The sequence below is a fragment of the Vreelandella titanicae BH1 genome, assembly GCF_000336575.1.
GTDB classification, from domain to species: Bacteria; Pseudomonadota; Gammaproteobacteria; order Pseudomonadales; family Halomonadaceae; genus Vreelandella; species Vreelandella titanicae.
The window spans coordinates 36,933-63,425 of sequence record NZ_AOPO01000019.1 but is presented as its reverse complement, the minus strand read 5'-3'; the positions used below and the strand labels follow the sequence as shown (position 1 = coordinate 63,425).

The window sequence follows — 26,493 nt, the reverse complement described above, 5'->3', positions numbered from 1 at the left end:
GGTGAGCAGAGAGCGCTACCCCTATGCCGGGAGAGCGCACTCCGAATGCTTTAGCTGCCTTGTTAACGCGCCATCGTGCCAGGTAGGAACAGCGAGAGCTGAGGGACAAAGGTGATGATCATCAGGCAGACGATGATGACGCCCAGGAAAACCAGCAACGGTCTCAGCATATGCGTGACCGAACAGCCGGCAATCTGCGCGGCAGCAAACAGGTTGACGCCCAGCGGAGGTGTAATCATCCCCAGCGCAAGGTTCACCACCATGACGGTGCCAAAGTGCACCGGCTCGATACCCACGCGCAGTGCGGCATCCTGAAGGATCGGTGCGAGCACTACAATGCTGGCGCCTGTCTCGATGAACATGCCCACCACGAACAGCATAAAGTTGATGGCCAGCATCAGCGAGGTTGGGCCATCGAAGGTGCTAGTCAACCAGAGCGCCGCGGCATCGGGCACCCCCTGACGATTCAACAAGTAGCCCATCAAACTGGCGGCACCGATGATGAACATGATCACCGCGGAGGTGACCACCGATTTACGAAACGCCAACGCAACGTCTTTGAGCGTCATTTCACGATGCAGGAAAAGCCCTACCACCAGCGCATAGACCACGGCAATGACGCTGGCCTCGGTGGGCGTGGTCACACCGCCATAAATACCGCCCATAATAAGAACGGGCATCACCAGCGACCAGACCGCTCGCCGGATCGCGTCGAGGCGAGAGAGCCTTCCATCGCCATCGCGCTTTCCCCACCCCTTGATCCGGCACCAGATGAAGATGGTGGCCATCAGGCTACCGGCAATCAATACCCCTGGCAGCACCCCCGCGAGAAACAGATCCGGAATGGAGGTCTGCGTGGCGACACCGTACAGAATCATGGGAATCGAAGGCGGGAGAATCACGCCAAGCTCCGCCGATACGGCCATCAGGGCGGCCGCGAAGCCAATGGGATAGCCGTAATCGCGCATGGCAGGAATGAGGATGGCCCCTACGGCAAAGGTAGTGGCGACACTCGACCCGGAAATGGCTGAAAACATCATGCAGGTCAGTACACAGGTGATAGCCAGCCCCCCCTGCAGTTGGCCGGTAAAGGCGCGTGCAAACTCGACCAGCCTGCGCGACAGCCCACCTACTTCCATCAAATTGCCCGCAAGAATAAAGAACGGAATGGCGGCCAACGGGAATTTATCCAGCGCGATAAAGATCTGCTGCGGCACCACGAGCAGCGGCAGGCTGGTAAAGCCCACCAATCCGACCATCGAGGCCAAACCTATGGCAATCGCGATAGGCACCGATATCGCGAACAGAATCAGCATGGAGGTGATCAGCGCACTGGTCATGGTGCCTCTCCTCTACCTGTTTCGATAAAGTGAACAATGCTACCCAGCATGGCGAACACCGCCCCCACCGGGAGGGCGGCGTATCCCCAACTCATCGAGATATCCAACCCCGCCATCTGCTGAAAACGCACGCGGGACACCACCTCCCAGCCAAACCAGAAGAGCGTGGCAAACAGCGTCAGGCAGGACAGTAGCGTGACCAGCTCGATCGACCGTCGCACTCGGCCCGAGGTCAGTACCTTGGCTAAATCGATGGCTACGAATGCCCCCCGCCGCAACGCCACCGAACAGCCCAGCAGTACCATCCAGACCAGAGCTAAGCGGGTCAGAGCTTCGGACCAGACCGACGGGGCTTGGAAGACGAATCGGCCCAGCACCTGCCAGAAGCTGGCTCCTACCGCAATCGCCAAGGCGCAGGAGGCGGCTAACGCCACCCCCATTGCAATGCCTCGATCGATGCGCTGGATCGTGGCGATGCCCCTGCTCATTCGGCGCTCCAGTCTCGGATGGCTTGCAGTCTCTCGGCGCCGAACTCGGCTTCGAAATCGGCGTAGGCACTGGCCATGGCATCGCGATACGCCTGGATGTCATCGATCTCCACGATATCGATACCGCGGTCGCGTAGCGTCTCGATGCCGACTAACTCATCCTTTTCCACCCGTTTACGGTTCGCGGCTGCCGCAAACGCCCCGGACGTTTTGAGGGCCGCTTGTTGCTGCTCGTCAAGCCCCGCAACGAAATCGGGATTACAGGCAAAAATGCCGGGGGAGTATACGTGACGCGTCAGATAGAGATGCTGCTGCATCATATCGAGGTTGTTCGCCAGAATGACCGGAATCGGATTCTCCTGGCCATCCACCGTGCCCTGCTGCAGGGCGGGCGGAAGCTCAGAGAACGCCATCGGGGTAGGCAACACGCCAGCCGCCTGCCAAGCCGCGATGTGGATAGGGTTCTCCATGGTGCGGATCTTCATACCCACCAGGTCGTCCGGCGACACGATGCTTTTGGAACCCGTCGTCAGGTTGCGAAAGCCGTTTTCCATCCAGGCCACCCCTTCGAGGCCATAGCGAGGGAAAAGCGCCAGCAGCTCTTGGCCGATTTCGCCATCCAGCACCCCGCGCGCGTGGTCGTAGCCATCGAACATAAACGGCACGTCCAACACGCGGGTTTCCGGTACAAAGTTGCCCAGCGGGCCCGCTGATACGATGGCGCACTCCTGCGTTCCGAACTGGACGCTCTCCAGCGCCTCGCGCTCATTGTCCAAACGCTGGATGACGACGTCGATGGCACCCTCGGTTTGCGCTTCGAGGCTCTGCTCGAACGCGATGGCCGCCTCACCGAAGTGGCTGTCGGCGGGTGACGAGTGGGTGACGGTCAACACGGTTTGCCCCAATGCCGTTGATACACCCCAGCTCATGGAGAGCGCTAGCGTTCCCACTATCGCGGCGATTTTGTCGTATCTAAAGTAAGTCATATGATTAGCTCCTAAATTATTTTTAGTATTGATGCGTGCTACCGCTTGAACAGCGAAGGTTTTTAACGTTGGCGTTTTGGATTTCATTTTTATGGCACCTGTGTTGTTTTATTGTGGTGATGTGTTGCGCGTGAACCGGCGTGCTAACCGAGTGAGTCCCGGCTGAGTTGCCCGTTGACCAAGCGCATCAGCCCTAACGGATTGGCGTTTTGGAGGGCACTCGGCAGGAAGGCATCGGGGTAGTTCTGGAAGCAGACGGGGCGTAGATAGCGGTCGATCGCCAGCGTGCCGACTGAGGTTCCGCGGGCATCCGAGGTCGCCGGGTAAGGCCCGCCATGAACCATCGCATCACACACCTCGACGCCCGTAGGGTAGCCATTGAGCAGCAGGAGCCCGGCGCGATGCTCTAACTGCGTCATCATCTCCGTGTGGGCCGAGAGATCTTCCGGCTCGGCGTGCAGGGTGACGGTCAACTGCCCCTGCATGACGTCGAAATAGCGCGCCAGCGTCTCGCTATCCGGCACCGTCACGACGATGGTGGTCGGCCCAAAGACTTCGTCCTCCAGCGGACGATCCGACCTGAAGAGAGAGTCGGGCGTCGCGCGGAACAGGTGTGCTCGCGCTTTGCCCGGCACAGCGCCGCCCCCGACTAGCTGGGTGACCCCGGGCAGTTCGGCGAGCCGCGCAACGCCTTGTTGGTAGTGTTCCAGGGTCTGGCGGTTGAGCATCACCTGCTCATCGGCACTCGCCAGGGCGTCGCCCAACGCGGCAATAAACTGCTCCGTTTCCGGGGAGTCCACCGCCAACACCAGCCCCGGGTTGGTGCAGAACTGGCCGCACCCCAGGGTGACCGACGCCGCTAGATCGGTAGCAATGCGCACGCCTCTTTCCCGCAGCGCCGCCGGCATCAGCCAAACGGGGTTGATGCTCGACATCTCGGCAAACACAGGAATGGGCTCCGGACGTTGCGCGGCCAGATCGCAAAGCGCCCGCCCGCCCGACAGCGAGCCGGTAAAGCCCACCGCCTTGATACCCGACGCCTGTACCAGGTCTTTACCGACCCCACTGCCATAGATCATGTTGAACACGCCCACAGGCATGGCGGCGTTGCGTGCCGCTCGCTCGATGGCCTGTGCGACCCATTCGGCGGTCATCACGTGGCTGGAGTGGGCTTTGACCACGACCGGGCAGCCAGCGGCCAGTGCTGACGCGGTATCGCCCCCCGCCACGGAAAACGCCAGCGGAAAGTTGCTGGCCCCGAAGACCGCCACCGGCCCAAGGCCCATCTTGACCTGGCGCAGATCAGGGCGCGGCAGAGGGGAGCGCTCAGGCAAAGCCAGATCGATGCGCGCCCCTAAAAAGTCGCCTCGGCGCAACACCTCGGCAAACAGCCGTAACTGCCCGCTGGTACGCCACCGCTCACCGTTGATGCGGGCGGCGGGTAGCGCCGTCTCACGCACGACGTCATTGATGAAGTCATCGCCCAGTGCGTCGAGCTCGTCGGCAATCGCTTCCAGAAACTGTGCACGCGCTTCTGGCGCGAGCTGGCGAAAAGCTGGATAAGCCGCAGAGGCGGCCGCTACCGCCTGCTCGACCTCTTCCACCGTCGCCTGAAAGTAGGCCAGATCATGGTGGCTACCATCCGCGGCGGCGACGCTGGCGAGCAAGGCCTGGCCCTGGCCGCTGCGCTCGCCGCCGATGAACTGCTGGCCGGTCAACGTGGTACTCATACATTGCTCTCCCGATGGTTCAGAGGAATCGCTCGCCAAGACTTACAGCGAACATTCGAGAAGTTGGCGGTAGTCGTTGGCGCTGGCATCGATGGGGTTGGTCTTGTGGCTATGATCCGCCAGCGCCCCCTTGATGATGTCGTCGAACATGGCCGAGGTAATACCGAGCTCGCCCAAGCCCGTGGGGAGATTCAGACGCTTCGTTAGCGCCTGCATGGCATCCGCCACGTCTTGGCCCGCTGGCAGGTTCATCGCTTGGGCCATCCGGGCCAGTTTGTCGTCCTTGACCATCGTGTCGGCCTGGGCGTTGAAGCGGATCACTGCGGGCAGCAGAATGGCGTTCAGGGTGCCGTGGTGCAGCGACGGATTGAGCCCACCCAGCGAGTGACTCAGGCTGTGCACGCAGCCAAGCCCTTTTTGAAAGGCCAGCGCGCCCTGCATGGAGGCACTCATCATGTTCGTGCGTGCCTCACGGTTACTCGGCTCGTTGACCGCGGTTTCGATATGCGCCCAGGCGCGCCGCAAGCCATCCAGGGCAATGCCATCTGCCGGAGGATTGAACGAGGGTGCCATGAAGGTTTCCATGCAGTGCGCGATGGCATCGATGCCCGTTGCTGCGGTCATGCGGGCGGGCAAGCCAAGCGTCAGCTCGGGATCGCAGATCGCCAGTTTGGGGACGACGTGGGGCGACAGCACGCCCACCTTGCGGCCATCGTCGAGAATCAAAATGGCTCCACGGCCGACTTCGCTGCCGGTACCCGCCGTTGTCGGGATGGCAATCACTGGGGCGGTTGCCGAGGTAATCCGTGACATGCCGCCTTCGATGACGGCGAACTGGCGCAGCGGCCCAGGGTGCGCCACGCTCACCGCCACGCCCTTGGCGAGATCGATGGGCGAGCCACCGCCCAGTGCGATCACACCATCGCACTGCTGGGACTGGTAAAACGCCACCGCCTCGCGTACCGCGCCCTCATTCGGGTTGGGCGGCGTACGGGTAAAGACAGCAGCGGGGTGATCCAGGACACGCTGTATCCGCTCCAGCAGTCCCGCCTGTTGAATCCCTTCATCTGTTACAATCAGCGGGCGATGGATACCCAGGCGGGTGCATTCGTCTTGCAATAGATCGACGCTGCCGTCGCCAAACTGTACTTGGGTCACGTAGTTGATGAGTGCCATAGCGTGTTGTCGTCTTTGTTAATTATTCGGAAATAGAGAGTGACTTGCTGCATTGACTATATTCGCGCGGCCCAACGCTGGATAATGACAACCTCTGATAGCGGCATAACAAAAATTCATGTCTACACTGACGTCCATCATTTCCCGCCTGCGCATGCGCCACTTACGCCTGCTGATTGCCTTGCATGAACATGGCACGGTGCAAAAAGCGGCCGAGTCCGTGGCGCTGACCCAGCCAGGGGCCACCAAAGCACTCAATGAAATCGAAGCCATGCTGGGCGTACAGCTGTTTCAGCGTACGCATAAGGGGCTGGAAACGACGGACATGGGGCTCTGTGCGGTGCGCTATGCACGCCTGATCAACACGGATCTGGCCCACTTCCATGAAGAGTTGGAAAGCATGCAGCAAGGCCGTGGTGGCCGACTGGCGGTGGGATTGATCATGGGGGCTGTGCCACTGATTTCGGCGGCGTTGTCGCGGGTTCGCAGCCTGCAGCCGGCGATATCCATAGAGGTGGTCGAAGATACCAGCGCGCGCCTGCTCAACTTACTTGACCGTGGTCGACTCGATGCCGCCATTTGCCGGTCGCGAGTGAATCAAAGGCCGCATCTGTACACCAGTCTGGACATCCACGAGGAGGAGTTGGCGGTCATTTGCCATCCTGACAATCCGCTCACTCGCCATTCAGCGCTGACACTCGCCGACTTATCTGACACCTCGTGGATTGTGTATCCCGCCAATATGCCGATGCGGCTATTGCTGGAACGCGAGTTTCACGAGGCCAAGATCCCGTTTCCGCTCTACCCTATCGAAACAGCATCCGCTTTCACGAGCATCTCAATGCTTGGCCATGACCGCGAATCAGTCGCACTCATGTCCGTCGATGCCTCAAAACCTTTTGTTGATGCGGGCATGGTGTATCGGCTACCTATCCAACTGCACTCGCGTAGCGAACCCTACGAATTAGTCACCCGAAAAGGGGCTAGCTTATCGCCAGCCACTCAGTTGTTCATGAGGGAAGTCGCTTTAGTTGGCAATCTACATGCAGATGTGGAGGCATATATTGAGTCCCTTTGAGTGCCTCTCTAACGTCTTTCATCATTAAAAGGCGTCAAACTCCAGCGACTGACGTAGCATTTCGCGTACCGATGCCGTCTCTGGACGCACATTACGCCATAGAAAAAACGACTCGGCGGCCTGCTCGACCAGCATGCCTAAGCCGTCAAGCAACTTCGCGCCGTGCGGGCCTGCCCACTGTAAAAATACCGTCGGCTCGGCCCCATACATCATGTCGTAGGCCCAGGCATTGGTATTGAACAACGTATCAGGCAACGGCGGTAAATCGCCTGATAGGCTGGCACTGGTGCCGTTAATCACTACATCAAAAGTGCCGTTAACGGTATCAAAACCGCCGCCATGGATAGGCCCTAGATCAGCAAAATCGCTGGCCAGCTGCTCGGCCTTGGCGGCGGTGCGGTTGACCACGACGATTTCACTGGGCTCCTCGGCAAGCAGGGGCTCCAGAATGCCGCGCACGGCGCCGCCTGCGCCTACCACCAAAATGCGCTTGTCTGCTAACGCCACGCGGTGATAGGCCAAATCGCGCACTAGGCCAATGCCATCGGTAGTATCGCCGTAGGTACGGCCATTGCCACCCAGGATCAGCGTATTCACCGCCCCTGCACGACGGGCGCGATGGCTCAAGGTGTCGCACAGCGCAAAGGCATCTCCCTTGAACGGCACGGTAACGTTGGCGCCACGCCCGCCCGCGTCGATAAACGCCCGCCACGCACCGGCAAAGCCATCCACCGGTGCTTCTTCAGCGGTGTACTCAAGGGTTTGTTGCGTTTGATGGGCAAACTCAGCGTGGATCTGCGGGGATTTGGAGTGTTTGACCGGGTTGCCAAACACGCAGTAGCGATCGGTCATGAGAGCTCTCCGCTTTTTCCTTGATGCATCCTCAGCGAATTCGCCGAGCCAGTCCCGGGGGTGTAAGAAATCCTGCAAGCGCGCTTCGGGACTGCCGGACTCTGGCTCAAAGGCGTACTCCCAGCGCGCCATTGGCGGCATTGACATCAAAATTGACTCCGTGCGCCCGCCGCTCTGCAAGCCAAATAGCGTGCCGCGATCCCACACCAGGTTGAACTCCACGTAGCGGCCACGGCGGTAAAGCTGGAAGTCGCGCTCCCGCTCGCCCCAGGCGTCATTTTTACGGCGCTCAACGATGGGCAAATAAGCCGCTAAGAAACTGTCGCCCACCGCGCGCTGAACGGCAAAACAATCGGCAAACTCACCTTCGTTCAGGTCATCGAAAAACAGCCCACCGACGCCGCGGGTTTCATCGCGGTGCTTAAGGTAAAAGTACTCGTCGCACCAGGCCTTATAGCGCGCATAAACATCATCGCCAAAGGGGTCGCAGGCGGCTTTTGCCACCCGGTGCCAGTGCACCACGTCTTCCATCACGGGATAAAACGGCGTTAAGTCAAAACCGCCGCCAAACCACCACACCGGCGGCTCGCCGGCTTTCTCGGCAATAAAGAAGCGCACGTTGCCATGGCTGGTAGGCACATGGGGGTTTTCCGGGTGCAGCACCCAGGAAACGCCCACCGCGTGGAAGCTGCGACCAGCCAGTTCAGGGCGCGCGGCGGTGGCCGAAGGCGGCAGCTGGGTGCCATAGACATGGGAGAAGTTGACGCCGCCTTTTTCAAATACGCCGCCATGGGTCATCACCCGTGATCGACCACCACCGCCCTCTGCACGCTCCCAGCTATCTTCTTGGAACTGGGCAGCGCCATCGGCTTTCGCCAATCCGGTGCAGAGCCGATCCTGCAGATCAAGAAGGTAGCGTTTAACGTCATCAAGGTGCTCGTGAGCCACGGTAACTCCTGGGGGCATTGGTAAGTAGTAATGGGAGAGTGGTGAATGGAGAATAGTAAGTAGCTGGAGAGCCGGTTAAGAACGCATGATTTTACCGGTGGCTAGGTCTCTAATGGTGCTGGGTTTTGCATTGCCACCCAGCTCGCCTTGCACTACATGGGCCACTTCATCAGCAAAGATGTCAGTGATCTCAGCGGCGCTCATCGCAGGCGGTTCCCCCGAACGGTTGGCCGAGGTTGATACCAACGGACCACCGAAGGCTTCGCACAGGGCTTTCATCACCGGGTGGTCGGTCACCCGCAGCGCTACGCGCTCGTGGGCGCCACGCACCAGCCCATGGCTGCGGCCATAATCAGGCACTAGCCAGGTATTGGGCCCCGGCCAGCTTGCCGCAAGAGGAGCATGCATCGCGAGGGGAAGCTGGCTCAACCAGGGGTGGAACTGGCCAATATTGGCAGCAACAAGGATGACGCCCTTGGCAGGGTCGCGCTCTTTCATGCGCATTAGATGGGCTAAGGCTGCGTCGTTTTCGGGGTCACAGCTGAGCCCCCAAACCGCTTCAGTGGGACAGGCAATCACTCCCCCACTACGCAGCGCGCTAATCGCAGGGGCTAGATCGGTCGCCAAACTCATGCTCTCTCCTCACGGCTAACAGGCCTTTAATGACTTTATCCTATCATGGCCGCGGCAACCGCACCCAGCCTCCCGCCTGCTGTGCAACCCAGCCTTCTAACTCCAGCATCAGTAGGCGCTGCTGGCAGTCGCTGACCGTCACGCCAGTGGCGTGCACCAAGAGATCAATAGGCGTCGGCGTGGCCGATAATGACGCTAATAAAGAATCGGGCAAGCTATCGTCGGACAAACTATCGGGTAGCGGTTCTTGCTCAGATGGCTGTTCTTCCGTCTCAGGCGGGATAAACGCCTCCGCCCAGTGGCCAAGATCAGCGATGATATCGTCGACGCTACAGGCCAGGTGCGCACTGCCTTGACGCAGTAGTGTCAAGCAGCCGCGGGCCTGTACATTGTGTAGCGAACCGGGCAGCACAAACAGTTCGCGATTTTGCTCTAGAGTAAGCCGTGCACTGACCAGCGAACCGCTTTTTTCGGTGGCTTCGACCACTAGGGTACCGAGCGAGAGGCCGGTAACGATTCGGTTGCGCCGCGGGAAAAACGCCGGGCGGGCCAGCGTACCTGGCGGATGTTCTGACACCACCAGGCCACCGGGTAGAGAGCTAAGCTGTTCGTGAAGATCACGGTGAGAGGCGGGATAGATCACATCTACGCCGCAGCCGAGTACAGCGATCGTGCGCCCACCGGCATTTAGCGCTGCGCGCTGGGCAACACCGTCAACTCCCAAGGCCATACCGCTGACCACGCACCAGCCGCGGCGGGCTAGATCGCGAGCGAAGGTTTGGGCGTTATGGGTACCTTCGCCGGTGGGGCGACGAGTGCCTACCATGGCAAGTTTGGGGCCCTCCAGGGCGCTAAGATCCCCCTGGGCCCAGAGCACCACAGGCGGGTCGGGCAATTCATTTAACAGCGCAGGCCAAGCGGGGTGATCTCGATGCAGCACATGGCGACTTGGGCCGCTTCGCTGCCACGCCAGGGTTTCATCAACCACATTTTGCAACGGGCTGCGCGTGGGATGTTCAAGCCACAGGCGCAACTCGCTGGCAGCACGGCTCGGCAGTGCTGCCAGCCAGCCTTCCGGCCACTGCGGCTGACGGGCTAATAATTGCGCGATACGCAGCGCCCCCATACCCGGCAACGCATTGACCACCAGCCACGCCTGGGCGTCCATACTTCCTCCTTTTAAACGTCTTTGTGTGCCGCCCGTTAGTTCGTCGCTGACCCAACCCCATCGCCCACTTCCAGTATCCGGGACGCCTGCGTCACCAAGGCATAGCTGACGCGATCATAGGGCTTGAATACCATCACACTGCCCGTTTCTGTGCTGGGCAGTTGCACTAGCTCCTGGGTACGTGGGTCGTTGATCAGCTCACCCTGCTGATTGACTCGCAACACATGACCCGCCTGCAAACCATCCAGGGTGCCGAGATCCAGCGCAACGATCTGAAAACGGCCAATAAAGCGCACGTCCCCTGGCACGGCAATAACATGACCTTCAACCGCATTGAGCGGCGCGCGAGGCATAAACTCACGGCTCAGCTCGCGCTCCTCCAAGGGCAACACAATATCGTTAACCCGCACTTCCTGATGGGAGCTAACGACTTCAAGCTGCGCAATATCGCCTTCACTGCTGACGTGGCGAGCGATGCCAACATTGATCAGTTCTAAGCCCAGCGGCGTGCCATCCATTGCCAGGTAGGGCTCCGACTGCCGATAGATACCCACCTGACCATGGTGTGGCACATCGCCACGCACGTATAACCGATCTCCCGCACCACTGATCAAGCGGCGATCATCTCCCGCCACTACGTAAGCCAGTTCCTGCAACGCCTCGGCATCATCGACGACGCGGTGTTCGCGCAGAAAGGCTCGCGTTTCCTCCAAGGCGATGGGCTCGATCGCTTCACGATGGGGCAAGGTACGCACCTGAGGTGAGAGTTTAATCACTTTCTGATCACGCTCCCAAGCGGTGGCATCAATACTCACCAGCACCACTGCACTCAGCAGCAAACCACTCAAAGCCCTCCGGTAGGCGTGTTGTTTTGCCGCCATCCAGCTCTCCCAAGAAAATGCATCACTCTTAGTTCCATGTCGAAGCGCTGCATAAGCGCAGCTATTATGTTGCTGCTGAAACCCAGTGCGTATCGGGCGCCCATGCCCAGAAACGTTGACAGCATGATATAGTGACCCATCATAAAGTACCTAGGTTAGAAGACGCTCGTCACTACCTAGCTTGACTTAATTTAGACTCAGCATAACGGTGATTGTAACGCCATGGCCAAACTTCCTATTCTTGAATTCCCCGATGAGCGCCTGCGCACCAAGGCCGCTGCGGTGGAAACCGTCGACGATGAGGTACGCCAGCTCGTCGACGATATGCTGGAGACCATGTATGACGCCCGTGGTATCGGTCTAGCCGCGACCCAGATCGATGTCCATCGCCGTATTGTCGTCATGGATGTCAGCGACGATAACTCCCAGCCGCTGGTGCTCATCAACCCGCGCTATACACCCATTGGCGACGAGAAAGAGCCACTTTCGGAAGGCTGCCTGTCGATTCCCGAGCACTACGCCGAAGTGCCGCGCTATCTTAAGGTGCAGCTCAACGCGCTGGATCGTAATGGCGAGGCCTATGAGTTAGAGGCAGAAGGTCTGCTGGCACACTGTATTCAGCACGAGTACGACCACCTTGAGGGTGTGCTGTTTGTTGACTACTTGTCGCCGCTAAAGCGCGACCGTATCCGCAAGAAAATGCAGAAACGCCACAAGCAGATGCAGGACGCCTAACACTTCTCTCATTCACGCCAGGTAGCCCTCTTTATATGTCACGATTGCGCGTTGTTTTTGCTGGCACGCCTGAATTCGCCGCCTCTAGCCTTGCCGCGCTGCTGGAAAGCCAGCACGAGGTGGTGGCGGTGTATACCCAACCCGACCGCCCCGCTGGCCGCGGCCGTAAGCTAACGCCCAGCCCGGTCAAACAGCTGGCTCTGGAACACAGCCTGCCTGTCTATCAGCCTCAGACGTTAAAGCAACCCGAGGCACAAGCCGAGCTGGCCGCGCTCAATGCTGACATTATGGTCGTTGTGGCCTATGGACTGCTGCTTCCTCAGGCCGTGTTGGACATACCGCGTCTCGGCTGCGTTAACGTTCACGCTTCGCTGCTGCCCCGCTGGCGCGGCGCTGCCCCCATACAGCGGGCGATCGAGGCGGGTGATAGCGTATCGGGTGTAACTATCATGCAGATGGATGCTGGCCTGGATACCGGGGCGATGCTCACGGAAGTGCGCACGCCCATTACGAACCGCACCACCGGCGGCGATTTGCACGACCGTCTCGCGATTCAAGGCGCCAATGCGTTGATCAACACGCTGGATGCCCTGGCCACCGGCACCGCGCATGCCACGCCTCAGCCCGAGGAAGGCGTCACCTATGCCGCCAAGCTGAGCAAAGCGGAAGCCGAGCTCGACTTTGCCCAGCCCGCCCAGCAGTTAGCCAGCAAAATTCGCGCTTTTAACCCCTGGCCGGTGGCTTGGTGCGCATTAGGCGATGATCGCCTGCGGCTGCTAATGGCGAACGTAGAAGAGGGCGATCAGCCAGCCTGCGAGCCCGGCATGCTACTAGACCACGGCGACGATCATTTGCGGATTGCCTGTGGGGAAAACGGCAGCGAGGTACTTTGTGTGACCAGCGCACAGCTGCCCGGCGGTAAAGCCATGGACGTGCGTGACTTACTCAATGCCCGCCACGCGCGCCTTGCTACCGGTACTCGTCTTGGTAAACCAGCGGCTCAGGCCAGCGAAGGAGAAACACCATGAGCCAAAAGCGCTCCCCCCAAGGCGGCAGTGGTCAGGAAGTCCGCGCCGCGGCGGCTCGCGCGCTGGCCCCGGTGCTCAGCGACCAAGGCTCACTGGCGGGGCTGGATGAGCACAGCGTGGTGGCTCGCGACCGCGGGCTGCTCAAAGAGCTCTGCTTTGGCACCTGCCGCCGCTTACCGCGTCTGGAAGCCTTAGCGGGCACATTACTTAAGCAACCGTTTAAAAAGCGCGACAGCGATGTTCAGGCGCTGCTGCTGCTGGGTATTTACCAGTTGTTGTACATGCGCATTCCAGCCCACGCGGCAGTAGGTGAAACCGCGGGCGCTGCGCGCTTGCTGAATAAGGAGTGGGCCACCCGCGTGTTAAATGGCTGTTTGCGGCGATTGCAGCGCGAATCCGAGGCGCTCCAGGCCCAAGTAGACCGGGATGAGAGCGTCGCGTTAGAACATCCACCCTGGCTACTTAACGCCTTGCGTCAGGCATGGCCAGAGCAGTGGCGGGCGATTGTCGAAGCCAACAACCAGTCAGGCCCGATGACGTTGAGAGTGAATCAGCACCACAACGATCGTGAAGCCTACTTGTCGCAGTTGACCGAGCAGGGGTTGAGTGGTCACCTGTGCCCCCACGCCCCAGACGCCATCACGCTGGAAACACCCTGCGATGTCACGGCGCTGCCTGGCTTCGAAGCGGGACATATTAGCGTTCAGGACGAGGCCGCCCAACTCTCGGCAGTACTGCTGGGGCCCGTGCTTGCGCCACGGCCAGGTGCACATGTTCTGGATGCTTGCTGCGCCCCCGGCGGCAAAACGGCCCATTTGCTCGAACTGTTCGACATCAATCTTACCGCTATCGATAGCGATAATCAGCGCCTGGCACGGGTGGAAGATACCCTTACCCGACTAGGCGTAGAGGCCGTTCTCCAACACGCCGATGCGACCGAGCGCGACTGGTGGAGCGGCACGCCGTTTGATGCCATCCTGCTCGACGCCCCTTGCTCTGGCACCGGTGTTATCCGCCGTCACCCGGATATCAAGAAGCTGCGGCGCAAAGACGATATCCGGCCGCTGGCCAAGCTTCAACGTCAGCTGTTAGACAACCTTTGGCCGATGCTGCGCGAAGGCGGCACCCTGCTCTACGCCACCTGCTCGGTGCTTCCGGAAGAGAACAGTGAGCAGATTGAGGCATTTCTCGCCCGCACCCCTGACGCCCATGTCACCACGCCTAACGATGTTGCCTGGGGCATTTCCAGCGGCGCGGGTCGCCAGCTGTTTCCAGCCCAGAACAGTCACGATGGCTTTTTTTATGCCAGACTAGAGAAGCGCACTGCCTAGGCGCTCACTGATGTCGGGGGCAGTGATTTCATGACAAGGAAGGAGGTACTATGAGTCATCATACTTACAAGCACGTGGAATTGACCGGCTCTTCCGAGAAGGGCATTGAGGAAGCGGTTCAGAATGCACTGGCCAAGGCGTCAGAAACGATTAAGCACATGCGCTGGCTGGAAGTAGTCGATACCCGTGGCCATATTGAAGATGGCCAAGTGGCCCACTGGCAGGTAACGGTTAAAGTCGGCTTTACGCTAGAGTAATCCCCACCTGCTTTTCGGCGGCGGCTGGTTTACACTGGCCGCCGTCTTTATTGCAGCGCATGATAGACGTACCTGAACGACCATTTACGTCTTCAACGTCAGGACTGAGTCCTAAGACCGTCTCCTGGTCTTAACGATATTGCGCTGGCGCTTTTAATGGAACCGATGCTCAGCAATGAAAATCATCATTCTCGGCGCCGGCCAGGTCGGCGGCACACTGGCAGAACACCTCGCCCGCGAGGAGAACGACATCACTGTCGTTGACACTGACGCCAAAAAACTTCGTGAGCTGCATACCAAACTCGATATCCGCACCGTTACCGGGGCGGGCTCCTACCCCATTGTGCTACGTCAGGCAGGCTGCGAAGACGCTGATATGTTGATCGCTGTGACCAACAGCGATGAGATCAATATGATCGCCTGCCAGGTCGCCCACACGCTATTTCGCACCCCGACCAAGATTGCCCGTGTACGCGCCACCGCCTACTTGACCCGTAAAGGGCTCTTCGCCCACGAAGCGATTCCCATTGATGTACTCATCAGCCCAGAGCAGGTGGTGACCGACCATGTACGCCGCCTGATCGAACACCCAGGCGCCTTGCAGGTCTTGGAGTTTGCCGGTGGCCTGGTACAGCTGGTGGCGGTGAAAGCGTTCTACGGTGGCCCGCTGGTGGGCCAGGATTTGGCCTTTCTGCGCCGCCATATGCCCAACGTGGATACCCGGGTGGCGGCGATTTACCGCCGTAACCGCCCAATCATTCCCCGTGGCGATACGGTCATCGAGGCTGACGACGAGGTGTTCTTCCTCGCCGCCCGCCGGGATATTCGCGCAGTGATGAGCGAGCTGCGCCGGGTCGAGCGGGACTTCCGTCGGGTCGTGATCGCCGGGGGTGGCAATATCGGCGAGCGGCTGGCGGAGCATTTGGAGCATAGCCACCAGGTCAAGATCATCGAGCACAGCCTGGAGCGCTGCACCACCCTCTCCGAGCGACTGGATCGCACCGTGGTGCTCCACGGCAGTGCCACCAGCAAGCGCTTGCTGGAAGAGGAGAATATCGAAGAGTGCGATATCTTCTGCGCGCTGACCAACGACGACGAGGTCAATATCATGTCGTCGCTACTCGCCAAGCGTTTGGGGGCGAAGAAGGTGCTGACGCTGATCAACAACGCCGCTTACGTGGATTTGGTGCAGGGGGGCGAGATCGATATCGCTATTTCTCCCCAGCAGGCGACCATCGGCAGCTTGCTCACCCACGTGCGTCGGGGTGATATCGTCAACGTTCACTCGCTGCGCCGGGGCGCCGCCGAGGCCATTGAAGCCATCGCCCACGGCGATAAGCAGTCCTCCAAGGTGGTCGGGCGTACCATCCGCGAGATCGACCTGCCCGAGGGCACCACCATCGGTGCGATTGTGCGCGGCAAGGAAGTCATTATCGCCCACGGCGACGTGATGGTTGAGAGCGGTGACCACGTGATTCTATTTGTGATCGACAAGCGCCGCATTCGCGATGTGGAGCGCCTGTTCCAAGTCGGCTTAACGTTCTTTTGATAACCCTCGAACCACGGCCACTGGCTGCTAATAACAGGAGCATGCGACAACCATGAGTCTGCGGGTTATTTTGCGCATTTTGGGGCTGCTGCTGATGCTCTTCAGCCTTACCATGCTCCCCCCAACGCTGATTTCACTCTGGTTTCGTGACGGCGTGTGGAGTGCCTTTATTAGCGGTATTGCGATTTCGGTGGTGACGGGATTACTGCTTTACCTTCCCAATCGACGCTCGCAAAAAGAGCTGCGTATCCGCGACGGCTTTATTATCGCCGCGATGTTCTGGACGGTGCTGGCGCTGTTCGGCTCACTGCCGCTGATGCTATTCGGCGAAGGTTCTCTCGGCGTCACCGATGCGGTATTTGAGTCGTTCTCCGGTTTAACCACTACCGGCGCCACGGTGATTACCGGCATCGATTTTCTACCCGAGTCGATTCTCTACTATCGCCAGCAGCTCCAGTGGCTGGGCGGCATGGGGATCGTCGTTTTGGCCGTCGCCATTTTGCCCACCCTCGGCGTGGGCGGTATGGCGCTGTATCGCACCGAGATTCCTGGGCCGCTGAAAGACTCCAAGCTCACACCACGCATCACCGAAACCGCCAAGGCGCTATGGTATATCTACGCCACGCTCACCCTGGCCTGCATGATCGCCTATATGTTAGCGGGCATGAGCTGGTTCGATGCCTTGAGCCATAGCTTTTCCACCGTCGCCATTGGTGGCTTCTCCACTCACGACGCCAGCATCGGCTATTTCGATAGCGCTACCATCGAGATGATATGCGTGGGTTTTATGTTGATTTCGGCGTTCAGCTTTAGCCTACACTTTATCGCTTGGCGTGAAAAAAGCCTGATGCACTACTTTCACGACCCCGAAGCGCGCTTTTTGATGCTATTTCTACTCGCGCTGTCCGTGGTCACCGTGCTCTCTCTGTGGTTAACCGACACCTACGACACCGCGCGCGGTCTGAGACACGGGGTTTTCCAAGTCGTGTCGGTGGCCACCACCGCGGGCTTCAGCGTTGCCGACTTCTCCATGTGGCCCGGCGCCCTGCCCTTTTTACTGTTTGTGGCAGCCTTTGTTGGCGGCTGCTCCGGCTCTACCGGTGGCGGCATGAAGGTGATAAGGATCATTCTGATCCTCAAGCAGGGCATGCGTGAAATCATGCGATTGATCCACCCCAATGCGGTGATTGCGGTCAAAGTAGGTAAAGTCAGTGTCCCCGACAGCATTGCTCAAGCGGTATGGGGGTTCTTTTCAGTCTACGTGATGCTGTTCTTTTTAATGCTAGTGGGCGTCATGGCGACCGGGGTTGATCAGGTCACAGCCTGGTCGACGGTGGGCTCGGCCCTCAACAATCTCGGCCCTGCACTGGGTGAATCCCACACTCACTATGGCGACATGCCTAGCTTGGCGAAATGGATACTGGTCATGGCTATGCTGCTCGGTCGCCTGGAAATTTTTACGGTACTGGTGCTGTTTACCCCCGCTTTCTGGCGGCGTTAAGCGCTTCACGCCTGCCCCCTTATTGATCGATTTGAGAGCTGTTAATGAACCACGAAGATACATCTCACGACGAAACGCCCAACGCAGAAGCGGGGTCGCTGGCTGAAACACCGACTTCGCTGCCAGCCACCAGCGGGCCGTTAAAAACAATCACTGTCGGTGAAACCCGCTACACGCTGCTGGGCACGGCCCATGTGTCGGCGGAAAGTGCCGACGACGTGCATGCGCTGTTAGCAAGCGGCGCCTTTGATGCAGTGGCCATTGAGTTATGTGACGCCCGCCACCACAGCATGTCCAACCCGGATGCAATGGGCGAGCAGGATCTGTTCCAAGTCTTTAAACAAGGTAAAGCGGGCATGGTGGCCGCAAGCCTGGCGCTGGGCGCCTTTCAGCAACGGATTGCCGATCAATCCGGCATTCAGCCGGGGGCCGAAATGCGTGCGGCAGTTGAGGAAGCTAACCGACTGAAACTGCCGCTGTTGCTGGTTGACCGCGATGTCGGCGTAACGCTGAAACGCATTTACAGCAATGTGCCCTGGTGGCAGCGCTTCTCGCTGTTTTCAGGCCTGCTTGGCAGCGTGTTATCGCGTCAGGATGTCTCCAAAGAGGACATCGAAAAGCTCAAAGAGGGCGATATGCTGGAGGCCACCTTCAGCGAGTTTGCCGCCGAATCCGAAGCGCTCTATACACCGTTGATTCGCGAGCGCGACCGCTATATGGCACTGCGTTTGGCCGAAGACGCGCCGCCGGGGCGCTACCAGCACGTGTTAGTGGTGCTCGGCGCAGGCCACCTCAAAGGTACCGGCGAACATCTTGAAGCCCCGCTACCCGCGGAGCCAAAAGTAGAGCGCGAATCGCTGGAAGCCACCCCGCCACCGTCCAAGCTTTGGAAAGCGCTGCCGTGGCTGATTACCGCGTTGGTGCTTACCGGCTTTGCGATTGGCTTTTCACGCAACACCGACCTTGGCTGGCAACTGGTGCTTGAGTGGTTCTTGATTAACGGTATTCTCTCTGGCGGTGCGACGATTATCGCCATGGCGCACCCGGTGACCGTGATTGCCACCTTCTTTGCCGCGCCGCTCACCTCGCTGAACCCCACCATCGGCGCTGGCTTTGTGGCCGCTGGGGTTGAGCTCTTTATGCGCAAACCCAAAGTGCGCGATTTTTCATCGCTACGCCACGATGTAACGCAGTTGAAAGGCTGGTGGAAAAACCGTGTATCGCGCACCCTGCTGGTGTTTATTCTCGCCACGCTAGGCTCCGCGGTGGGCACCTGGGTGGCCGGATTCAGAATCGCCGGTGCTCTGTTTGGCGGCTAGGCGCCGCATCGCCGCAGTAGGCGGGTCGATTTTGTGATGCAATCGGCTCGCCGCATAACTATCGTTAAACACCTCAAAGTAGTCATCCAGCACGCCCGCAGCAACCGTATCCCCGCCCTGGCGCAGCAGCTCAATAGCCACTTCCGCAGTACAAAGGTGCGATTTTGACGCCGGTTTGCGCAGCCGGTAGCGCGTCTCGCGCTCGGTTCTCAATGGCAGCACGGGCAAAGCATCCAGATAAGCGCTTTTACGGAACATGCGCCGCGCCTGACGCCAAGTGCCATCCAGAATAATAAATACCGGAATGCGCGCCTGCGCTTTCGCCGCATGCACCGCGTCTATGCCAACCACCCGATCCGCATAGTCGGGCTGATCATCGGGAAAGATCACAAAGGGCGCGTAAAGAGGATCTTTCAACAACGCGGCCAGCTGTGCATCCGGCGCCGTGCGGTACCAGGTAAACACTTGGGTCGTCGTGATCACATCACCAATCAAACGCCCGGTGTTGGTTGGCTTGTAATGCTCCAAGGGGTGGGTCAATAACCACACCTGAGCATGGCTCTCCGCCTTCACCTGATAGGGGCACAGGCAATTCAGTACGGGGAGCTGACAGTTATCGCAGCGGGTGACAAAACTGCCCCGCGCCTTGAACTCGCGCCGCGGCGGACGCGGATGTTCAGCGGCTGAATCATGATTCACAGAGCTCTCGTCAACAGAGCTATCAACATCAGACATCCACGCTCCAGAATGTGAAAAAGGGCGCAGAGTATAAATGAGCGCATCATCTTTTGACGAATGTTTCCACCACCACCGTAAACCTAAAAAATCTCCAACGTTGACACCCAAAGCGCAACGCCGCTAAAGTCTCGTCAACTATTAAAGGTAAAAAGGTTTACACCATGACCGTGCATCACGAACAGCTTCTTCATGCGCAGCGCCACGACTGGACGCTGGATGAGATCAACGCGCTTTTCGCGCTGCCGTTCAATGACCTGCTGTTTCAAGCCCAGCAGGTTCACCGTGCCCACTTCGATGCTAACGCGGTGCAGGTCTCTACCCTGCTGTCGATCAAGACCGGCGCCTGCCCCGAAGACTGCAAATACTGTCCCCAATCCGGCCACTACAACACTCAGCTGGAAAAAGAGAAGCTGCTGGAAATTGAAAAGGTCGTCGAACAAGCCAAGGCAGCGAAAGAGGCAGGTGCCAGCCGTTTTTGCATGGGCGCCGCCTGGCGAAGCCCGCGGGATAAAGATCTACTGCTGGTCGAAGAGATGGTTCGTCAGGTGAAAGCCGTGGGCCTTGAAACCTGCATGACGCTGGGGATGGTCGACGGCGAACAGGCCAGTCGATTGGCCACGGCAGGGCTCGATTACTACAACCACAACCTGGATACCTCGCCGGAGTTCTACGGCGAGATCATTACCACCCGCACCTACAGCGACCGGCTGGAAACGCTCACCAACGTGCGCGATGCGGGCATGAAGGTCTGCTCTGGCGGGATTCTCGGCATGGGTGAAGATGCCAAAGACCGTAGCGCCCTGTTGCAACAGCTGGCCAAGCTCTCCCCGCACCCTGAATCCGTGCCGATTAATATGCTGGTGAAAGTGCCCGGCACACCGCTGGAAAATGTTGAAGATTTAGACCCCATCGAGTTCATACGCGCCATTGCGGTCGCCCGCATTATGATGCCGCAAAGCCATGTACGGCTCTCCGCTGGCCGCGAGCAGATGAACGAATCAACCCAGGCGCTGGCGTTTTTGGCCGGTGCCAACTCGATCTTCTATGGCGACAAACTGCTGACCACTGGCAACCCCCAAGTGGATCGTGACCGTGCCCTGTTTGCCAAGCTGGGCCTGCACCCTGAGAAGCGCGAGACCTGCGAAAGCGAAGATACTCAAGCAGCACGCCTTGCCCAACAGGCACAGCAGCAGGTGCACGCCGAAAGGGTTGCCGAGCTGGCGGTAGACGCCAGTGTCTGAAGCGTGGCAACAGCGTCTGGCCGACGCCCGCGCTCATCGTCAACAGACGGAGCGCTGGCGAACTCGTCAGGTAGCCAAAAACAATACCCTCGACTTTGCAGGTAACGACTACCTGGGCCTCACCCTAGACCCTCGCGTGTGTGAAGCCCAGGCGGAAGGCGCGCGCCAGTTTGGCGCGGGTGCAGGTGCTTCGCACTTGGTCAGCGGTCATCTAGAGATTCACGACGCTCTGGAAGAAGCGTTAGCACGCTGGACAGGCCGCGAACGTGCGCTGCTGTTTTCTACCGGTTATATGGCCAATCTCGGCGTGCTGCAAGCGCTGGCAGATCGCCATACCGCTATTTTCCAGGATCGCCTCAACCACGCATCGCTAATTGATGGCGCCGCGTTAAGCGGTGCCCGCTCGCGGCGCTTTCATCACCGCGATGCCATTGATCTGAACAGCCTGCTGGCACGCAGTGAGTGCGCGCATAAGCTCGTGGTCAGCGATGGTGTTTTCAGTATGGATGGCGATATCGCCGATATTGCCACGCTGGTCGAAGTCAGTCAGCAGCACAGCGCCTGGCTGATGATCGATGATGCCCACGGCGTAGGCGTGCTAGGCGACAATGCCAGCGGCTGCGTGGGCAACACCTGGAGTAGTAAGGACGTGCCGATTCTTGTCGGCACGTTAGGAAAAGCATTAGGCACCGCCGGGGCGTTTGTTGCTGGTGATACCGAGTTAATCGATCACCTGATCCAGTTTTCACGCAGCTATGTCTATACCACCGCCCAACCTCCGGCCATCTCCGCCGCGACTTTAAAAGCGCTGGAGATCGTTCAGGGCGAACCGGAACGCCGCGCTCAGCTAAACGCCAATATCGCTTACTTTCGCCGTGAGGCGCTGCACCTGGGGCTAGCTCTCAGCGATTCGGCCACCCCCATTCAGCCGCTGATCCTGGGCGATGAAACGCGCACCCTAGGCTGGGCATTACATCTCCAGCAAAAGGGTATACAGGTGGGGGCGATTAGACCGCCAACAGTGCCCAAGGGTGAATCCCGTCTGCGTGTGACTTTAAGCGCTCGCCATCAGCACGACGATATTGATCAACTGTTAGCCGCGCTCCACCACTGCCAGCACCAAGAGGCGTTATGCAGCCCCTGCGCTTAATCCTGCTCTCCGGCTGGGGAATCGACCAGCGTATTTGGCAGCCGCTTGAGGCGTACTGGCCCACTCACCTATCTTCCCACGCGGTGGAGTGGCCCGGCTACGGCGATGCACCCCCGCTGAGGGCGAACGCTACGCTGGAAGAGCTGGCCGACACTATGGCCGAGCCGTTAGCCAGCGATGCGGTCTGGGTCGGCTGGTCATTGGGTGGGCTACTTGCTACGGCGCTACTGGCATATCTTCCCCCACCTCGGGGCCTGATTCTGCTCGGTGCGGGGGAGACGTTCTGTGTCAAAGGCGAGGTCAGCGCCAAAGGTGGCGTCACTAGCGCCGAGCTGAGTGCCTTCCAACGCGCCTTTCAGCGCGACCCCACCGCGACCTGGCAACACTTTTTGCGCTGGCAGACCCAAGGTGAGCCCGGCCCCCGGCAAGTTCACCGGCAACTGCGTGATTTATTGGGCGATACACCGCCTGCCGACAGCCCCACCTTGGCTACCGGCCTACACTGGCTGGCAACCATTGATAATCGCCCACGCCTAGCGGCGCCCCCTTGCCCAGTGGTACGTCTCATCGGCGACCATGATCCATTCATCAGCCCCGCCCAGCGCCGCGTAAGCAAGCCCCTAAGCGATGTCGGCCACTGCCCGATGCTCTCGCAGCCCCAGGCACTCGCAGCAACGATTGGCCATCATGCCCACCAGATGGTTAACGCCACCATGGCGGTTTTATGAGCGACCTAATGCTGAACAGTGAGGCCAGCTGGCAGGCACGGGTCGCCCACGCCTTTTCCCGGGCTGCTCCCCGCTATGATGTGCTCGCCACTGCCCAGCGCCACATAGGCGAGAAGCTTTGGGGTTCGTTACCTCCACACGCTTTTAACGTGTTGGATATGGGGTGTGGTACCGGCTACTGGACACAGCGGTTGGCTGAACGTTACCCGAATGCTCGTATAACGGGGTTAGATTTAGCCCCCGGCATGCTGGAACAGGCCCGCCAGCACCACGGTGAAAGCATTCATTGGCAACCGGGAGACGCCGCGGCACTGCCGTTTGGTAAGCATGCATTTGATCTGGTGTTTTCCAACCTGGCGGTGCAGTGGTGCCCCGACATTGGCGCGGTGATGGCTGAGCTTTACCGGGCTCTCACGCCCGGTGGGCAGGCGCATATTACGACGCTGCTGCCAGGAACGTTGAAAGAAGTTGCCCGTGCCTGGCAGAGACCCGAAGCGCTGCTGCAAACGCCTGATCGCGCCAGCGTCGAGAGAGCCATCGGCGAAAGCGGCTTAACCATCACCCGGCAGACGGCCACCGTTGAGCGCTTCTATTACCCTGACTTGAAGGCGGTAATGGCGTCTATCAAAGGTGTTGGCGCTCAGATTGCCCGGCCACAAGCCAGCCTTAGCCGAAGAGACATCGCCGCCGCACGAGCGCGCTTTGAACAACTCCGTCAGCCGGAAGGCCTACCCGTGAGTTACCACTGCTTAACGCTGCAATTGGAAAAATCGCTATGAACGTCTGGTTTGTGACTGGCACCGATACCGATGCGGGTAAAACATTGGTGACCAGCGGATTGCTATATACCGCCCGCCAACAGCAGTTGAGCACGCTGGGCTTGAAACCTATCGCCTCAGGCAGCCAAGCGACGCCTGAAGGCCTGCAAAATAGTGATGCTCTCGCCCTTCAGCATCAAAGCGTGCCGCCGGTCGACTACGCCACGGTGAATCCCATCGCCTTTGCCCCCGCCATTGCGCCTCACCTCGCTGCGTTAGAGGCGGGTCAGCCGCTTGAGATTAGCACCATCGTTAGCTTGCTGCGCGAAACGCTTAGCCAAACACCCAGAGACATCACTCTGATTGAAGGCGCCGGCGGCTGGCGCGTACCGTTAAACGAACAGGAAGATTTTGCCGACCTGGCGATGGCGCTTGAGCTACCGGTGATTCTGGTGGTTGGCCTAAAGCTGGGCTGCTTGAATCATGCTCGCCTAACCGCAGAAGCCATTCGCGCCGACGGCTTGGTATTAGCCGGCTGGGCAGGCAGCGTGGTAGACCCCGCTTTTGCGGCTGACACAGCCCGCTTTGAGGCCAATATTGCCCATCTAAACGCCAAGCTGACGGCTCCCTGTTTAGGCATTATTCCCCATCTAGATGCCCCCAGTGCCGCGACTGCCGCCCCCTACCTATCCCTGGAGCCGTTATGAACACGCCGGTTTGGCATCCTTATGCACACCTAAAAACCCAGACACCCGCCCCCAAGGTAGTCGGCGGCGACGGCGTTCACTTTGTGCTTGAGAGCGGCGAACACCTGCTGGACGCCACCTGCTCCTGGTGGTGCATGATCCACGGTTACGGCCACCCGCGCTTGGTGGCGGCCATTCGCGAACAGGCAGGCGAGCTGTGCCACGTGATGCTTGGCGGCTTGACGCATAAGCCCGCCGATCAATTAGCTCGTGAACTGGTGCGCATTACCCCCGCCGGGCTGAACCACGTTTTCTATTCAGACAGTGGTTCGGTGGGCATGGAAGTGGCGATGAAAATGGCCCTCCAGTACCAGGTGCTCACCGGCAACCCCGGTAAGCACAAGATGCTCTCGCTGATGAAGGCCTACCACGGTGACACCACCGGCTGCATGGCAGTGTGCGACCCTGAAGAAGGCATGCACAGTCTGTTCGCCAGTCTACTACCCCAGCACCATTTCGCCCCGGCGCCCACGGCCCCTTTTGATGCCACCGCTGAACAGGTCGAGCACGACCTTAGCGCCCTGCGCAGCGTACTTGAGCGCCACCATGAAGAGATCGCTGCACTGCTGATGGAGCCCCTGTTACAAGCGGCAGGCGGGCTCAACATGACCTCGCCAGACTATGTTACTGGCGCCAGGGAACTGTGCGATAAGTTTGGGGTGCTGTTGATTTTTGACGAAGTCGCCACCGGCTTTGGCCGCACCGGCAAACTGTTTGCCGCCGACCATTCGGGCATCACTCCGGATATCATGGTGCTCTCCAAAGGTTTGACCGGCGGCTATTTGGGTCACGCCGCTACGCTCGCCACAGATCGTGTCCATGACGCCTTTATCGGCGATACTCCCCAGCACGCCTTTATGCACGGGCCTACCTTTATGGGCAACCCGTTGGCCTGCCGCGTGGCATTGGAGAGTCTGCGCGTCTTCGAGGAAGAGAATTACCTGGACAAGATTGCGACACTCAGCCAGCAACTGCAGCGTGAGCTACTTGAAGACCAGGTGCTGAACACGCACCCGGCCGTGGCTGACGTTCGAGTCCTTGGCGCCACCGCCGTTATCGAAGCGCACTCCGCCGAGGCGCTGAAAGGCGTAGGTGACTTCGCCCGGGAGCGAGGCGTGTGGCTGCGCCCCATTGGCCGCTGGCTGTATACTATGCCCGCCTACATCACCACTGAAGCGGAAATCACCCAGATTACCAAGGTGATGAAGGCGTGGTTCTTAAGGCCTCAATAAAGCCACAATGATTACTCAACACGAGATCGGGATCAGCCTGTAGCGGGGGTCTTTTGTCATGACCGGAAAATGTTCCCAACAATTCCGGCATTTCCGCCATCCATGGCGGTCAGATGACAAAAGTAGCGCCCATGGACGGGTTTACAGCGCCCCCGCAGAAGGCTGTGCCGATCCAGTCTCGAATTTTCAAGACAACAGTAGATTACCCTGCTGCTTCCAGCGGTTTACCAACGCTGGAACGCCTTCTCCAGCGGTGGTGTTAATTGCCAATACGCCTGGCGGGCTGAGCATATCCGCCTCCGGGTCGACCAGTGCGCAGGGCGTGTCGTAGTCAATGTACGAGAGCAGCGAAGCGGCGGGCATAACTGCCAGCGATGTGCCGACGACCAGTAGAAAGTCAGCCTGACTGACAAGTTCACAGGCCTCCGCAAACAGCGGCACCGACTCGCCAAACCAGACCACGTCGGGTCGCAGTTGGCTGCCCTTGTCGCACACATTGCCTAGTTCGATGCCGCCTTTCGGCAGCGGGTAGCGCATGCGCTCATCGATTGACGAACGTGCTTTTAAAATCTCGCCGTGTAGATGTAATACATGGCGGGAGCCTGCACGCTCATGAAGGTCATCAATATTCTGGGTAATGATACTGACGCTAAAGCCGTCTTGCTCCAGGGCAGCTAGCGCCTTGTGCGCCGCGTTGGGCTTGGCACGACGGATCTGATCACGTCGTTGATTGTAAAAATCCAGCACTTGCTGCGGGTCACGTTGCCACGCCTCGGGAGTGGCAACATCCTCGACAGGATGGTTTTCCCATAGGCCGTCGCTGGCACGGAAGGTCTTGATACCACTCTCAGCACTAATCCCCGAGCCGGTAAACACCACCAAATGCGGGCTTGCTGCCAT

At 59.3% G+C, this 26,493-nt stretch carries 25 protein-coding genes and 1 pseudogene; 14 read left to right on the top strand and 12 right to left on the bottom strand.

From position 1 onward, the window contains the following. Window positions 1–62: 62 nt before the first annotated feature. The 5 genes from HALTITAN_RS21855 to HALTITAN_RS21835 form a co-directional block, all read right to left on the bottom strand. Window positions 63–1,340 (bottom strand): TRAP transporter large permease, encoded by a 1,278-nt coding sequence (locus tag HALTITAN_RS21855; RefSeq protein ID WP_009288398.1) that lies wholly within the window; start codon window positions 1,338–1,340, stop codon window positions 63–65. Then, the gene (locus HALTITAN_RS21850; RefSeq protein ID WP_022520088.1) at window positions 1,337–1,828 is read right to left on the bottom strand and encodes a TRAP transporter small permease; all 492 of its coding nucleotides are present in this window, start codon (window positions 1,826–1,828) and stop codon (window positions 1,337–1,339) included. The genes HALTITAN_RS21855 and HALTITAN_RS21850 overlap by 4 nt, the downstream gene beginning before the upstream one ends. Beyond that, complete coding sequence (dctP, locus tag HALTITAN_RS21845) at window positions 1,825–2,814, bottom strand: TRAP transporter substrate-binding protein DctP (RefSeq protein ID WP_039860559.1); 990 nt, start codon at window positions 2,812–2,814, stop codon at window positions 1,825–1,827. Before dctP ends, HALTITAN_RS21850 begins: the two co-directional genes overlap by 4 nt. Before the next feature lie 143 nt (window positions 2,815–2,957). Next, entirely contained in the window at window positions 2,958–4,544 is a 1,587-nt protein-coding gene (locus HALTITAN_RS21840) for an aldehyde dehydrogenase (NADP(+)) (protein ID WP_039860537.1), read from the bottom strand. Window positions 4,545–4,586: 42 nt separating this feature from the next. Continuing rightward, entirely contained in the window at window positions 4,587–5,720 is a 1,134-nt protein-coding gene (locus HALTITAN_RS21835; protein ID WP_009288396.1) for an iron-containing alcohol dehydrogenase, read from the bottom strand. A gap of 118 nt (window positions 5,721–5,838) precedes the next feature. Between HALTITAN_RS21835 and HALTITAN_RS21830 the strand changes: the two genes are divergently transcribed. Next, the gene (locus HALTITAN_RS21830; RefSeq protein ID WP_009288395.1) at window positions 5,839–6,798 is read left to right on the top strand and encodes a LysR family transcriptional regulator; all 960 of its coding nucleotides are present in this window, start codon (window positions 5,839–5,841) and stop codon (window positions 6,796–6,798) included. A 24-nt stretch (window positions 6,799–6,822) separates the two neighbouring features. Here HALTITAN_RS21830 and aroE read toward each other — a convergent pair whose 3' ends face one another. The 5 genes and pseudogenes from aroE to HALTITAN_RS21810 all read right to left on the bottom strand — a co-directional run bounded on the left by aroE (window position 6,823) and on the right by HALTITAN_RS21810 (window position 11,280). Continuing rightward, window positions 6,823–7,650 (bottom strand): shikimate dehydrogenase, encoded by an 828-nt coding sequence (aroE, locus tag HALTITAN_RS25045; RefSeq protein WP_083868879.1) that lies wholly within the window; start codon window positions 7,648–7,650, stop codon window positions 6,823–6,825. 39 nt (window positions 7,651–7,689) lie between these two features. Then, window positions 7,690–8,598: pseudogene (gene hemF, locus HALTITAN_RS21825) on the bottom strand (oxygen-dependent coproporphyrinogen oxidase); the annotation flags it as partial. A gap of 75 nt (window positions 8,599–8,673) precedes the next feature. After that, complete coding sequence (tsaC, locus tag HALTITAN_RS21820) at window positions 8,674–9,231, bottom strand: L-threonylcarbamoyladenylate synthase type 1 TsaC (RefSeq protein WP_009288393.1); 558 nt, start codon at window positions 9,229–9,231, stop codon at window positions 8,674–8,676. Window positions 9,232–9,274: 43 nt separating this feature from the next. Continuing rightward, window positions 9,275–10,399, bottom strand: coding sequence for a DNA-processing protein DprA (gene dprA, locus HALTITAN_RS21815; protein ID WP_009288392.1), 1,125 nt, complete (start codon window positions 10,397–10,399; stop codon window positions 9,275–9,277). A gap of 35 nt (window positions 10,400–10,434) precedes the next feature. Beyond that, the gene (locus tag HALTITAN_RS21810) at window positions 10,435–11,280 is read right to left on the bottom strand and encodes a hypothetical protein (RefSeq protein ID WP_009288391.1); all 846 of its coding nucleotides are present in this window, start codon (window positions 11,278–11,280) and stop codon (window positions 10,435–10,437) included. Between the two features lie 222 nt (window positions 11,281–11,502). Between HALTITAN_RS21810 and def the strand changes: the two genes are divergently transcribed. From def to HALTITAN_RS21775, 7 genes are all read left to right on the top strand, one after another. Continuing rightward, window positions 11,503–12,015, top strand: coding sequence for a peptide deformylase (gene def, locus HALTITAN_RS21805; protein ID WP_009288390.1), 513 nt, complete (start codon window positions 11,503–11,505; stop codon window positions 12,013–12,015). 35 nt (window positions 12,016–12,050) lie between these two features. After that, a complete protein-coding gene (gene fmt, locus HALTITAN_RS21800) occupies window positions 12,051–13,043 on the top strand; it encodes a methionyl-tRNA formyltransferase (protein ID WP_009288389.1) in 993 nt (330 codons plus the stop codon). After that, window positions 13,040–14,374 carry a 16S rRNA (cytosine(967)-C(5))-methyltransferase RsmB gene (rsmB, locus tag HALTITAN_RS21795; protein ID WP_009288388.1) on the top strand — a complete coding sequence of 445 codons (1,335 nt, stop codon included), beginning with the start codon at window positions 13,040–13,042 and terminating at the stop codon, window positions 14,372–14,374. The genes fmt and rsmB overlap by 4 nt, the downstream gene beginning before the upstream one ends. Window positions 14,375–14,424: 50 nt before the next feature. After that, window positions 14,425–14,631, top strand: a complete 207-nt coding sequence (locus HALTITAN_RS21790; RefSeq protein ID WP_008959783.1) for a dodecin — start codon at window positions 14,425–14,427, stop codon at window positions 14,629–14,631. Window positions 14,632–14,806: 175 nt separating this feature from the next. Further along, window positions 14,807–16,180: a Trk system potassium transporter TrkA gene (trkA, locus tag HALTITAN_RS21785; protein WP_039860535.1), complete on the top strand. Its 1,374-nt coding sequence runs from the start codon at window positions 14,807–14,809 to the stop codon at window positions 16,178–16,180. A gap of 52 nt (window positions 16,181–16,232) precedes the next feature. Then, the gene (locus tag HALTITAN_RS21780) at window positions 16,233–17,681 is read left to right on the top strand and encodes a TrkH family potassium uptake protein (protein WP_009288387.1); all 1,449 of its coding nucleotides are present in this window, start codon (window positions 16,233–16,235) and stop codon (window positions 17,679–17,681) included. A gap of 44 nt (window positions 17,682–17,725) precedes the next feature. Beyond that, entirely contained in the window at window positions 17,726–19,000 is a 1,275-nt protein-coding gene (locus HALTITAN_RS21775) for a TraB/GumN family protein (protein WP_039860534.1), read from the top strand. On the opposite strand, the gene HALTITAN_RS21770 is transcribed toward HALTITAN_RS21775, so the two are convergent. Then, entirely contained in the window at window positions 18,935–19,735 is an 801-nt protein-coding gene (locus HALTITAN_RS21770; RefSeq protein WP_022520101.1) for a tRNA-uridine aminocarboxypropyltransferase, read from the bottom strand. The two genes, HALTITAN_RS21775 and HALTITAN_RS21770, sit on opposite strands and share 66 nt — an antisense overlap. Window positions 19,736–19,899: 164 nt before the next feature. Between HALTITAN_RS21770 and bioB the strand changes: the two genes are divergently transcribed. Genes bioB through bioA form a run of 6 tightly spaced genes read left to right on the top strand, consistent with a single transcriptional unit; the run spans window position 19,900 to window position 25,593 of the window. After that, the gene (gene bioB / locus HALTITAN_RS21765; protein WP_009288386.1) at window positions 19,900–20,979 is read left to right on the top strand and encodes a biotin synthase BioB; all 1,080 of its coding nucleotides are present in this window, start codon (window positions 19,900–19,902) and stop codon (window positions 20,977–20,979) included. Then, window positions 20,972–22,129, top strand: coding sequence for an 8-amino-7-oxononanoate synthase (gene bioF / locus HALTITAN_RS21760; protein WP_009288385.1), 1,158 nt, complete (start codon window positions 20,972–20,974; stop codon window positions 22,127–22,129). Before bioB ends, bioF begins: the two co-directional genes overlap by 8 nt. Then, a complete protein-coding gene (locus tag HALTITAN_RS21755) occupies window positions 22,111–22,857 on the top strand; it encodes an alpha/beta fold hydrolase (protein ID WP_009288384.1) in 747 nt (248 codons plus the stop codon). Before bioF ends, HALTITAN_RS21755 begins: the two co-directional genes overlap by 19 nt. Beyond that, on the top strand, window positions 22,854–23,636 hold the full coding sequence (locus tag HALTITAN_RS21750; protein WP_009288383.1) for a methyltransferase domain-containing protein: 783 nt from the start codon (window positions 22,854–22,856) through the stop codon (window positions 23,634–23,636). Before HALTITAN_RS21755 ends, HALTITAN_RS21750 begins: the two co-directional genes overlap by 4 nt. Continuing rightward, window positions 23,633–24,322: a dethiobiotin synthase gene (bioD, locus tag HALTITAN_RS21745; RefSeq protein WP_009288382.1), complete on the top strand. Its 690-nt coding sequence runs from the start codon at window positions 23,633–23,635 to the stop codon at window positions 24,320–24,322. Before HALTITAN_RS21750 ends, bioD begins: the two co-directional genes overlap by 4 nt. Next, on the top strand, window positions 24,319–25,593 hold the full coding sequence (gene bioA, locus HALTITAN_RS21740) for an adenosylmethionine--8-amino-7-oxononanoate transaminase (protein WP_009288381.1): 1,275 nt from the start codon (window positions 24,319–24,321) through the stop codon (window positions 25,591–25,593). The genes bioD and bioA overlap by 4 nt, the downstream gene beginning before the upstream one ends. A gap of 186 nt (window positions 25,594–25,779) precedes the next feature. On the opposite strand, the gene HALTITAN_RS21735 is transcribed toward bioA, so the two are convergent. Continuing rightward, window positions 25,780–26,493 (bottom strand): SIR2 family NAD-dependent protein deacylase, encoded by a 714-nt coding sequence (locus HALTITAN_RS21735; RefSeq protein WP_009288380.1) that lies wholly within the window; start codon window positions 26,491–26,493, stop codon window positions 25,780–25,782.